Here is a 12,044-nt window from a genome sequence, read left to right on the forward strand (position 1 = left end):
AGCCTTTGCAGGAGCAGCAGCCTTGGCAGCGGTTGCAGCCTTCTTGGGTGCAGCCTTTGCAGGAGCAGCGGCCTTGGGGGCTGCGGTCTTGGTTGCAGCTGCCTTCTTCACAGCTTCAGCCTTGGGCGCGGCCGCCTTCTTGGCAGGTGTCTTTTTCTCGGTTGTGGCCTTGGCGGCCGTCTTCTTCGCAGTTGCCATCATTTTCTCCTTCGTTGATTTGCATAAGACGTCCGGTTCCTCGCGGTGCCGGACGATTCAAAGCGATGTGGAGTTACGCATCGCTAGGAACACAAATTTGCTTCACGCCAAAAATCTCAGTTTTTTGTAGCAATGAAGTGAAGCAAGTCATGACTCGCATTGTGCCTGCTTAGAAGCAATTAATCCCAAGAAAGTGCGCCTCCGGTCTGATACTCGATCACTCGTGTCTCAAAGAAGTTACGTTCTTTCTTCAAATCGATCATTTCGCTCATCCAGGGGAAGGGATTTTCTTCACCGGGGAACAGTTCCTCCAGACCGATCTGCGTGGCGCGACGGTTGGCGATGTAGCGCAGATAGCCCTTGAACATGGATGCATTCATGCCCAGCACGCCGCGTGGCATGGTGTCTTCGGCGTAGCGATATTCGAGCTCCACGGCCTTCTGGAACAGCTCCGTGATTTCCTGCTTGAACTCGGCCGTCCACAGATGGGGATTCTCGAGCTTGAGCTGGTTGATCAGATCGATGCCGAAGTTGCAGTGCATGGACTCGTCGCGCAGGATGTACTGGTACTGCTCGGCGGCGCCCGTCATCTTGTTCTGGCGGCCCAGGGCCAGGATCTGCGTGAAGCCCACGTAGAAGAACAGACCTTCCATCAGGCAGGCAAAAACGATCAGCGACTTCAGCAGAGTCTGGTCGGTCTCGGGCGTGCCGGTGTGGAAGTTGGGGTCCATGATCGCTTCGATGAAGGGGATCAGGAACTCGTCCTTGTCGCGGATGGATTGGACTTCGTTGTAGGCGTTGAAGATTTCCGATTCATCCAGGCCCAGCGATTCCACGATGTACTGGTAGGCATGGGTGTGGATGGCTTCCTCGAAAGCCTGGCGCAGCAGGAACTGGCGGCACTCGGGCGCCGTGATGTGGCGGTAGGTGCCCAGCACGATGTTGTTGGCGGCCAGCGAGTCGGCCGTCACAAAGAAGCCCAGATTGCGCTTGACGATGCGGCGCTCGTCTTCGGTCAGGCCGTTGGGGTCCTTCCACAGAGCGATGTCGCGCGTCATGTTCACTTCCTGCGGCATCCAGTGGTTGGCGCAGGTGGCCAGATACTTTTCCCAGGCCCACTTGTATTTGAAGGGGACCAGCTGGTTCACGTCGGTCTTGGCGTTGATGATGCGCTTGTCGGCGGCATTCACACGCTTGTGGGTGCTGGTGGACGCGCCGGCTTCTGCGCTGGTGGCGGAAGAGGCAAAGGTGTCGTCGTCAAAGCTCAGCATATTTATTCCTTGAGGGGGAAAAGGCTGGGTGCAATGCAATCGACATCCAGCTTTTCAGTCATTTATTGATGGAGTGGCACCACTCAAATACTGGTGCACTCTAAAGCGAGAGACACCGAGGAAGCGCCGCCGCGCACCGAGGGTGTCGTCCCCCTCCGGCGCTCAGCGCCAGAGAGGGGGAAGGCGCGGGGGCCGCCTAGGCCAAGCGCCTCAGGGGGAGCCAGTCAATTACTGGCAGGCCTCGCAGCCTGGGTCGTCGATCGCGCAGAACTTGATGTCCGTGGCGGGTGCCTGGGCACGGGCAGCAGCAGCAGCAGCTTCCAGTGCGCTCACCGCAGGCTTGGCCGCAGGTGCAGCCGAAGCGGCAGGAGCACCGGAGGACACTGCGTTCAGCACACGGCTTTGCACGGTGGACTTCTCGATATTGGTCGCGCTGGTGGTGCGCAGATAGTAGGTGGTCTTCAGACCGCGCAGCCAGGCCAGCATGTAGGTGTCGTGCAGCTTCTTGCCCGATGCACCGGCCATGTAGATGTTCAGGCTCTGGGCCTGGTCAATCCACTTCTGGCGGCGCGAGGCGGCTTCCACCAGCCATTCGGGCGAGACTTCGAACGCGGTGGCGTAGAGGTTCTTGATCTCTTGCGGCACGCGGTCGATGGCGCGCAGCGAGCCGTCGAAATGCTTGAGGTCCATGACCATCACGTCGTCCCACAGGCCCAGGCGCTTGAGGTCGCGCACCAGGTACTGGTTGATGACGGTGAATTCGCCAGACAGATTGGACTTCACGGACAGGTTGCCGAACGAAGGCTCGATCGAGGCATCCACACCCACGATGTTGGAGATGGTGGCTGTGGGCGCAATGGCCACGCAGTTGGAGTTGCGCATGCCGTCCTGGGCGATCTTGGCGCGCAGTGCATCCCAGTCCAGCTTGGCGGAGCGATCCACTTCCACATAGCCGCCGCGGGCCTTTTCCAGCAGCTTCAGGGTGTCGGGGGGCAGGATGCCCTGATCCCACAGCGAGCCCTTGAAGGTGGAGTAGGTGCCGCGTTCCTTGGACAGCTCGGTCGACGCCCAGTAAGCGTAGTAGCAGATGGCTTCCATGGCTTCGTCGGCGAACTCGACGGCGCCCTGGCTGGCGTAGGCGGTGCGCATTTCATACAGCGCGTCCTGGAAACCCATCAGGCCCATGCCCACGGGGCGGTGGCGCAGATTGGAGTCCTTGGCCTTTTGCACGGCGTAGTAGTTGATGTCGATCACGTTGTCCAGCATGCGCATGGCCGTGTTCACGGTCTTGCGCAGCTTGTCGTGGTCGATCTTGCCGTCCTTGATGTGCTGGACCAGGTTCACGGAACCCAGGTTGCAGACCGCAGTTTCGGTGTCGCTGGTGTTGAGCGTGATCTCGGTGCACAGATTGGACGAGTGCACCACACCCACGTGCTGCTGGGGCGAGCGGATGTTGCAGGGGTCCTTGAAGGTGATCCAGGGATGGCCGGTCTCGAACAGCATCGAGAGCATCTTGCGCCACAGATCCACGGCAGGCACGCGCTTGAACAGCTTGAGCTCGCCGCTGTCGGTCTTGGCTTCATAGGCGGTGTAGGCCTTCTCGAAGGCTTCGCCGTACAGGTCGTGCAGATCGGGAGCGTCAGCGGGCGAGAACAGGGTCCACTGGCCTTTTTCCATCACGCGCTTCATGAACAGGTCGGGAATCCAGTTCGCCGTGTTCATGTCGTGGGTGCGGCGGCGGTCGTCGCCGGTGTTCTTGCGCAGCTCCAGGAATTCTTCGATGTCCAGGTGCCAGGATTCCAGATAGGTGCAGACCGCGCCCTTGCGCTTGCCGCCCTGGTTCACGGCCACGGCCGTGTCGTTGACCACCTTGAGGAAGGGAACCACGCCTTGCGATTCGCCGTTGGTGCCCTTGATGCGCGAGCCCAGGGCACGCACACGGGTCCAGTCATTGCCCAGGCCGCCGGCAAACTTGGACAGCAGGGCGTTTTCCTTGATGGATTCGTAGATGCCGTCCAGGTCGTCGGGCACGGTGGTCAGGTAGCAGGACGACAGCTGCGAGCGCAGCGTGCCGCTGTTGAACAGCGTCGGGGTGGACGACATGAAGTCGAAGGACGACAGCAGCTCGTAGAACTCGATGGCACGGGCGTTGCGGTCGGGCTCGTTCAGCGCCAGGCCCATGGCCACGCGCATGAAGAAGGACTGGGGCAGCTCGATGCGGGTCTTGCGCACGTGCAGGAAGTAGCGGTCGTACAGGGTCTGCAGGCCCAGGTAGTCGAACTGTTCGTCGCGCTCGGCTTTCAGAGCCTTGGCCAGACGGGGCAGGTCGTAGTTCAGCAGCTCGGGGTTGAGCAGCTCGTTGTCCACGCCCTTTTGCACAAAGCCCGGGAAGTAGTCGGCATAGGCCGCCTGCATTTCTGCGGGCTGCACGTCGCGGCCCATGACTTCGCGCACGATGGTGTGCAGCAGCAGGCGGGCGGTGACGTAGGTGTAGTCGGGGTCTTTTTCGATCAGCGTACGGGCGGCCAGGATGGACGCCTTGTAGACCTCGGCCAGAGGCACGCCGTCGTACAGATTGCGCAGGGTCTCGGCCACGATGGGCGCGGACTGGATGTCGGCATTCAGATTGCGGCAGGAAGCGACGATCAGAGCCTCCAGGCGCTCCTGGTCCAGGGGCACGCGCTGGCCGTTGTCGGTCACATGCAGCACGGGCTTGGCGGCGGCAGCGGCGGCCACTTCGGCGGCCTTCTTCTGCTCGGCACGTTCCTGGTTGCGGCGCTCGCGGTACAGCACATAGGCACGGGCCACGTCCTGGTGACCGGCGCGCATCAGGCCCAGCTCGACCTGGTCCTGCACATCTTCGATATGGAAGGTGCCGCCATCGGGGCGCGAGCGCACCAGTGCGCGCACCACGCCTTCGGTCAGTTCGTTGACGGTGTCGCGCACGCTGGCAGATGCCGCGCCCTGTGCGCCGCGCACAGCCAGGAAGGCCTTGGTCAGGGCCACGGCAATCTTCTGGGGCGCGAAAGCCACCACATCGCCGCTGCGGCGGATGATCTGATAGCTGTCATTGGGGGAGGAAGAATTGGCTGCACCGGCAGGTGCGGCAGAAGGCAGTGAGTTCAACGCTTCTTGCATAAGTTCCTCTGAGTCAGTATGTGGATAGGCAGACAAAGGCCTGCACTGTGGGCAGGCCATCAAAAACACGATTCGGCGCCTCGGTTTACACATGGTTTGCACAGGGTGTGCACAACTTGTAAACACTAGATATGGGGTCTGAGGCTCTTCAAAACACTACCGGTAGTGTATCGCGCTTAAATCCGAGCGACCTGATGAAACTACTGAATCTGGCATTTCGAGCGCCGCTTGACAGCCGCAAAAATGACTTCATCCCGCATGAATAAAGGCCTGCGGCGCGGTTGCGCGCGGCGGCAGATCGGGCCGGAAATATGTAAAAAATTTGCGTGTTTGATGCAGGCGACAGTTGTTGCGCGCGCGCCATTGACATGCCGTTTCGAAGCCCCGCAACGATGGATGCTTGGGATTCTCAAAATGAGGAGCGCATAGCGATTGCTAGCACAGGATTTCAGCTGCAAATATGCATGAAATCGAGTACTGAAAGGCGGTAGGTGCTATGAAGATTTCAGGCCGCGCCTGAGGCTGCAGCACCGGGAGGGAATTCCCAGCTTCGGGTGCTGTCTGCGCTGGCCAGTTGCTGCTGCAGCCGCTGCCAGTCGAAACCGGGTCCGGGGTCCTGCTTGCGTCCGGGTGCGATGTGCTCGTGCCCGGCGATGTAGCGCACCGGATAGTGCGCCGCGATGGCCATGCAAAGCTGCTGCAGGGCCTGGTACTGCGGAGCTTCAAAGCTCAGGCCTTCCAGGCCTTCGAGTTCGATGCCGATGGAGTCGTCGTTGCAGCGCTCGCGCCCGCGCCACTGGCTCACGCCGGCATGCCATGCGCGGTCGTCGCAACTGACGAACTGCCAGATCTCGCCCTGGCGCGTGATAAAGAAATGCGACGAGACTTCGAGGCCGCGAATGCCCTGGTAATAGGGGTGGGCGTCCCAGTCCAGCTGATTGGTGAACAGTTGCTGCACCGCGCCTGTGCCGTACTGGCCAGGAGGCAGGCTGATGGAGTGGATGACGACGAGGTCGATCTGCGCATCCGCGGGGCGAGGGCCGAAATTGGGAGATCTCAGCTGACGCGCCGCACCATACCAGCCGGCCTGCCAGGGCAGGGCCAGGGGGGAGGAAAGAGGCGTGGAATCAGACATTGTCGCTCTGGTGTTTGCTGCCTTCGGCCGGCAGGTCTATGCCCAGACGGTCGATGCGGTAGCGAATCTGGCGCAGGCTGATGCCCAGTCTGGCCGCCGTGGCTGTGCGGTTGAAGCCGTTGTCCTGCAGGGCTCTGACCAGGATGCTGCGCTCCTGCTCATCAAGCCAGCCTTGCAGATCCTCCGGCAGCGTGGCCGGACTGCCTGCGTGCTGAGCGTGCGGCGGCGGTGCGCTCGATGCCCAAGCGCCCGAGGAAGCCGCTGCCACCACACCAGCGCACTCGGCCGGCACGCCGGATTCGGGCAGACGCAGCGGGCCTTCCTCGCCCAGTGCAATGGCGCGGTGCAGCACGTTCTCCAGCTCGCGCACATTGCCAGGCAGCGGGAGCCGGGCTATCTGGCTCAGGCTGATGTCGTCCAGCTCCGGCGTAGCCAGTCCGGACTCGCGGGCCAGCTTTTGCAGCAGGGCCTGGCATAGCTGGCCCAGGTCTTCACGGCGCTCGCGCAGCGCGGGCAGCTCGATTTCGATGACATTGAGGCGATAGAACAGGTCCTGGCGGAAATTGCCTGCCTGCACTTCCGCTACCAGGTCGCGGTGGGTGGCGCTGACGATGCGCACATCGACGGCTTCTTCCTGGGTGCTGCCCAGCGGACGAATCTTGCGCTCCTGAATGGCGCGCAGCAGCTTGGCCTGCATGGCCAGGGGCAGGTCGCCGATTTCATCGAGAAACAAGGTGCCGCCCTGCGCGGCCTGGAAGTAGCCGGGCCTGTCCTGCGTGGCACCGGTGTAGGAGCCCTTGCGGGCACCGAAGAACTCGGCTTCGAGCAGGCTTTCCGGAATGGCGCCGCAGTTGACTGCGACCATGGGGCCGCCGGCCCGCTGGCTGCAGCCGTGCAGGGCGCGTGCCACCAGTTCCTTGCCCGTGCCGGATTCACCGTGGATCAGCACGGGAGCCATGCCTTTGGCGACCTTGGCAATGCGCTGCTTGACCAGTTGCATGGCCTGAGATTTGCCAACCAGAGCCTCCAGGGCGCCAGCTGGCGTTCCCGCACCAGTGCCACTGGCGGCCGAGCTGTCGCTGGCCTGCGGGTTGCCGGGCTTGGGCACTGCGCCAATGCCTTGCACGGCCGAAGCCACGACCTGACGGAACTGGCGCAGGTCCACGGGCTTGGTCAGATAGTCGAACGCGCCCGCGCGCAGGGCCTCGACGGCGTTTTCGGCAGAGCCGTAGGCCGTCATGACGATGCAGCGCTCGCTGCGCGACTGATCGCGCAGCTGCAGCAGCAGCTCCATGCCGATCCCGTCGGGCAGGCGCATATCGGTAATCAAGACATCGAAATTGCGGCCTTGCAACTGAGTCATGCCTTCCTGGACCGAGCCCGCGGTTTCCACGCGGTAGCCTTCCCGCAACAAGGTCAGCTCGTAGAGCGTGCGCAGATCCGGTTCATCATCGACCACGAGAATGCTGGCCGCTGCGGATGAGTGAGGCGATGATGTCACTGGGCTTACACCATGATCGAGTCAAACAGGGAGTGGCTCGCGAGGGATGAAGGGCCGCTGCGCAGAGTCACGATAAAGGCATTGCCGTTCACCTCGCCTTGCGGTGTGCTGCGAGCCAGGCGTTGATAGCTGATGGAGGCATCGTAGCGCTGGCACAGCTCGCGGCATATATAGAGTCCGAGGCCGCTGGAGCGGCTTTGAGAGGAGAAGAACGGCTCGAACAGATGGCGCTCGACGCTGGACTCCAGCGGCGCTCCATCACTCCAGACCATGAACCAGCAGGTGTCGTCCTGCGGTGCGAGACCCTGGATCTGACCGTTCAAGGGCCCGTGGCCGCTGATCAACTGCAGGCCCGCTTCATTGCCGGCATGGCTGCGGTGGCGCTGGGCATTGTCCAGCAAGTTGATCAGCACGCGGCGCAGATGCTCTTCATCGAACAGGATATGGCGGGCCGTTGCATTGAGCCGCAGCAGAAGCTGGCGCGGCGGAGCGGCCTGTATGCGCCATTCATGGCTGATCTGGGCCAGCAGGGTGTCCAGCGGCAGCGACTGGCCCTGATGGGTTTCTGCGCCCTGTTGCACGCGCGCCAGGTTGAGGATTTCTTCGGCGATGCGGGCCAGTCGGTCGGCGTTCTGCCCCACGATCCGGCATAGCTGTTGGGGACCGGGCTGGCTCGCCAGGTCTTCGGCCAGCAGCGCATTGGCCTGGGTGATGGCGGCCAGCGGGTTGCGTATTTCGTGGGCCACGGCAGCCGACATACGGCCCATGGAAGCCAGCTTTTCGGTGCGCAGCTGCGCTTCCATTTCGCGCAGGTCGTGAAGAAACATGACGCAAAGCGAGTGGCTGGCTTGCGCCTGCGGACCCTCGTCCAGATAGGGTGCCGAAACTTCGGTGATGCGTGTGCGCACATGCATGCCCGTGGCGCCGTGTCGTTCATGAGCCTGCAGGTGAATCGTGGCGGACAGCGGGCGGGCATGGGCAAAGCTGGCTTGTGTTGAATGCGCCAGCGGCTCCCACCAGCTGTGGGCCTGCAGGGAAAAAGGCTGGGGGTGATCTATGGGCAGGCCCAGCAGCTGCAAGGCAGCTGGGTTGGCCTGCAGAACCAGCAAGCTCGAGTCGACCACCAGCACGCCGTCGGAGAAGTGGTTGATCACCAGACTGTTGACCTGCTCCTGGGTCTGGGTGCGCAAGCGGTTGAACAGGGCCTGGGAACGCTCGCGCCGGACACGCTTGGCCAGCTCGTGCGTGAGATAGGCCACGCAGAAATAGCCGGCGCAGGAAAAAGCCGTCTGGTAGTAAGACTGGGCGCCGTCGTTGAGCCCGCCATGGTATTGCCAGAAGGTGTAGGCCAGCGTCAGCAGCGTGATGCTGGCCGTGGTGCCAAAGGCCAGCATCAGTCCGCCCAGTGCCGAGGAGATAAGGACGGGAATGGCCAGCAGCGCGGTGTAGTTGAGCGAGCCGACCTGAAAGATCTGCAGCAGAAAGATCGCCGCAATGTCGACGCCGATCACGGGCAGCCATTGCAGGGCTGCGCGAGGCGCAGGCAAATGACGTCCGGCAGCCAGGCGCAGCACGACGGTCAGCGTCAGATAGGTGACGCAGATCAGCCAGGCCAGGGGAGAGCTGATGTTCTGCAGCTGCAGATTCAGCGTCTGCAGCAGCACCAGGGCCAGCGCCAGAAGCACGCGGCCGCTGAGGAAGGCCTGCCACAGGCGCACGAACGGGGCATTGAGACTGGCGTCCGCGCGCCGGCTGATGGCTTCATCGAGCGGGATGGCGGTGTGCTGCCAGGGCGAGGCGGAGTTCACCATGCGGTCAGTGGCGGGCAGTGTCTTGCTGGGCCAGGCGGCGGTGTTCTGCGCTGCAGAAGATCTTGCCCGAGGCGTCGCTCACGGCATCTGCTTGCGGCAGGTGAAGGCCGCAGTGAGCGCAAGCTACCATGGTCTGTGCCTGCTTGGGGGTGCTGGCAGGCCTGGTCTGCTCGGCCACTTCTGCGCGGCGTTTGCTGCGCCAGATTCCGACAGCCACCACCACGACCAGCAGGACCAGCAAATACTTCATGCTGCGCGCTCCAGCAGGACTTCAATCACAAACCGCGAGCCGGCATAGGCCAGCAGCAAAAAGATGGCGCCGATATAAAGAACACGTACGGCGCTCTGGCCGCGCCAGCCGAATCGCTTGCGGCCGAACAGCAGCACGGCAAATGCCAGCCAGGACAGCAGGGAGAAAATGGATTTGTGATTCCACACCCATGCCTTGCCGTAGAGCTGCTCGCCAAACAGCCAGCCTGCGGCCAGTGTGGCGGTCAGCAGCACAAAGCCTGCTCCGACAAAACGGAAGGTCAGCCGCTCCAGCGTCAGCAGCGGCAGTCCGCTGTCATGGTCGCCGCCCTGGCGCATCTGCCGCTCGGCATGGCTCATCAGCGCACCATGAACGACGGCTGCGGCAAACAGGCCGTAGGAAGCAATACCCAGAGCCAGATGCAGCGGCAGCCAGGGCGAAGCGTTGACGTGCAGCGGTGTGCCGGGGAACACCACGGCCAGAAGCACGGCCACGCTGCCCAGCATGGACAGAGGCCAGCGCGAGCGCAGCTGCGGATAGAGCTGCTGCTCCACCACATAGACGGTCAGCACCAGCCAGGCAGTGATAGAGAGTGCAGGAGCAAAGCCGAAGTGCGGCAGCTCGCCAAGCAGACCCCAGCCCAGCAGCAGGGCATGCAGTGCCCAGGCCAGGCGCAGGCAGCGACGGGCACCGGCTTCTTGCAGGTGCTGGGTGGCAAGTGCAGGAATGGCGTAGGCAATGGCTGCGGCCATGGCCAGGATCCAGCCAATGGGGCCAGCTGCGGTGAGCGGTTGGGAGAGCATGCTTTCTATGATAGTGCCGCTGGCCCGCACTCATCTTTTGCAGGCCGCTGCCGTCCGGCAATTTTGTGCATAAAGCACTGCCTGAACCCGGTCATGAGCGTGGGTTTGAGCGCTTGCGAGCAGATCGTCGACTTTCGAGCCCGTTCTTCAAGGATTTTCTCCAGCCGGGCGATGCCTCCAGTCTTCCCGCCCAGCCGGCCAGTCCTGCGCCACGAGCAAGGACTTGCAGCAGAGCTCGATTCAGGTCCATTCAGGTCCATTCAGGTCTATTCAGGACCGGCCTGGTCTCTTTTTCGAGGGAGCTGTGGGGCAGGGCGCAGCGACCTTGCACGCCTGAGGCAGATCACGGACAAGCCTGCGGGGCATCGTCAATCAAGGGCAGCGGGTAAAATGCCTGTTCATGCAGCTTCGCCTCGCCTGAGCTGGGTTCGCAAGCTGCCCGGAGAGTCGTGCTGCGCGCTCGCGCACGACTCCCGTCCATCCATAACTTTCGAATGCTTTTTGCTTATGGCCTCCGCACTCACCGATAAACTCTCGCGCCTTGTCAAAGAGATGCGCGGCCAGGCCCGCATCACCGAGTCCAATGTGCAGGACATGCTGCGCGAAGTGCGCATGGCCTTGCTGGAGGCCGACGTGGCCCTGCCCGTGGTGCGCGACTTCATTGCCCGCGTCAAGGAAAAGGCGCTGGGCCAGGAAGTCATCAGCTCGCTGCAGCCCGGCCAGGTGTTGGTGTCCATCGTCAACAAGGAGTTGGCGGCGACCATGGGCGAAGGCGTGGCCGACATCAACCTCAATGCCCAGCCTCCCGCCGTCATTCTGATGGCGGGTCTGCAAGGGGCCGGCAAGACCACCACCACGGCCAAGCTGGCCAAGCATCTGATCGAAAAGCGCAAGAAAAAGGTGCTCACGGTCTCGGGTGACGTGTATCGCCCTGCGGCCATCGAGCAGCTCAAGACCGTGACGGCCCAGGCTGGCGCCGAGTGGTTTCCCTCCACGCCGGACCAGAAGCCTCACGATATCGCCGTGGCCGCGATCGACTACGCCAAAAAGCATTTCTTCGATGTGCTGCTGGTGGATACGGCCGGCCGTCTGGCCATTGACGAGCTGCTGATGGCCGAAATCAAGGATTTGCACGCCACGCTCAAGCCCGTCGAAACCCTGTTCGTGGTCGATGCCATGCAGGGCCAGGATGCGGTCAACACGGCCAAGGCCTTCAAGGAAGCGCTGCCGCTGACCGGTATCGTGCTGACCAAGCTCGATGGCGATTCGCGCGGCGGTGCTGCGCTGTCGGTGCGCCAGATCACGGGCGCGCCCATCAAGTTCGCCGGTGTCTCGGAAAAGATCGACGGCCTGGAAGTCTTCGATGCCGACCGCCACGCACAGCGCGTGCTGGGCATGGGCGACATCGTGGCCCTGGTCGAGCAGGTCACCAAGGGCGTGGACATGGAAGCCGCGCAGAAGATGGCCGAGAAGCTCAAGAGCGGTGACGGCTTCGACCTCAACGACTTTCTGGCCCAGCTGCAGCAGATGAAGCAGATGGGCGGTCTCTCGACCCTGATGGACAAGCTGCCCGCCGAGCTGGCCGGCAAGGCCGGTCAGGTCGATATGGACAAGGCCGAGCGCGAGATCAAGCGCAAGGAAGGCATCATCTGCTCCATGACCTTCAAGGAGCGCAAGAACCCCGCCCTGATCAAGGCCACGCGCAAAAAGCGTATTGCCGACGGCGCCGGCGTGCAGGTGCAGGAAGTCAACCGCCTGCTCAAGGAGTTCGAGCAGATGCAGACCATGATGAAGAAGTTCAAGGGCGGGGGTCTGATGAAGATGATGAAGAAGATGGGCGGCATGAAGGCCATGAAGGGCATGATGGGCGGCGGCGGCATGCCCAAGCTGCCGTTCTGATATTTGATCCCCCTGAGCCGCTGCGCGGCTTCCCCTGG

The 12,044-nt window shown here is 62.5% G+C and carries 9 protein-coding genes; 1 reads left to right on the forward strand and 8 read right to left on the reverse strand.

All coding sequences use genetic code 11. From position 1 onward, the window contains the following. From JAO85_RS14595 to JAO85_RS14630, 8 genes are all read right to left on the reverse strand, one after another. Positions 1 to 198: hypothetical protein (locus JAO85_RS14595; protein ID WP_202788388.1), on the reverse strand; the 198-nt coding region annotated here is incomplete at its 3' end. A 179-nt stretch (positions 199 to 377) separates the two neighbouring features. Beyond that, positions 378 to 1,469 carry a ribonucleotide-diphosphate reductase subunit beta gene (locus tag JAO85_RS14600; RefSeq protein ID WP_003070968.1) on the reverse strand — a complete coding sequence of 364 codons (1,092 nt, stop codon included), beginning with the start codon at positions 1,467 to 1,469 and terminating at the stop codon, positions 378 to 380. Positions 1,470 to 1,697: 228 nt separating this feature from the next. Continuing rightward, entirely contained in the window at positions 1,698 to 4,607 is a 2,910-nt protein-coding gene (locus JAO85_RS14605) for a ribonucleoside-diphosphate reductase subunit alpha (protein ID WP_034381329.1), read from the reverse strand. 505 nt (positions 4,608 to 5,112) lie between these two features. Continuing rightward, the gene (gene ampD, locus JAO85_RS14610) at positions 5,113 to 5,742 is read right to left on the reverse strand and encodes a 1,6-anhydro-N-acetylmuramyl-L-alanine amidase AmpD (protein ID WP_202788389.1); all 630 of its coding nucleotides are present in this window, start codon (positions 5,740 to 5,742) and stop codon (positions 5,113 to 5,115) included. After that, entirely contained in the window at positions 5,735 to 7,201 is a 1,467-nt protein-coding gene (locus JAO85_RS14615; RefSeq protein ID WP_012839807.1) for a sigma-54 dependent transcriptional regulator, read from the reverse strand. The genes ampD and JAO85_RS14615 overlap by 8 nt, the downstream gene beginning before the upstream one ends. A gap of 47 nt (positions 7,202 to 7,248) precedes the next feature. Then, entirely contained in the window at positions 7,249 to 9,054 is a 1,806-nt protein-coding gene (locus JAO85_RS14620) for a PAS domain-containing sensor histidine kinase (protein WP_012839806.1), read from the reverse strand. A 4-nt stretch (positions 9,055 to 9,058) separates the two neighbouring features. Next, positions 9,059 to 9,304 carry a PP0621 family protein gene (locus tag JAO85_RS14625; protein ID WP_057093520.1) on the reverse strand — a complete coding sequence of 82 codons (246 nt, stop codon included), beginning with the start codon at positions 9,302 to 9,304 and terminating at the stop codon, positions 9,059 to 9,061. Beyond that, positions 9,301 to 10,107, reverse strand: a complete 807-nt coding sequence (locus JAO85_RS14630) for an inner membrane protein YpjD (RefSeq protein ID WP_034357803.1) — start codon at positions 10,105 to 10,107, stop codon at positions 9,301 to 9,303. Before JAO85_RS14630 ends, JAO85_RS14625 begins: the two co-directional genes overlap by 4 nt. A 507-nt stretch (positions 10,108 to 10,614) precedes the next feature. Between JAO85_RS14630 and ffh the strand changes: the two genes are divergently transcribed. Then, complete coding sequence (gene ffh / locus JAO85_RS14635) at positions 10,615 to 12,006, forward strand: signal recognition particle protein (RefSeq protein WP_003070990.1); 1,392 nt, start codon at positions 10,615 to 10,617, stop codon at positions 12,004 to 12,006. The last annotated feature ends 38 nt before the right edge of the window (positions 12,007 to 12,044 follow it).

The organism is Comamonas sp. NyZ500 (genome assembly GCF_016772095.1).
GTDB lineage: Bacteria > Pseudomonadota > Gammaproteobacteria > Burkholderiales > Burkholderiaceae_C > Comamonas > Comamonas thiooxydans.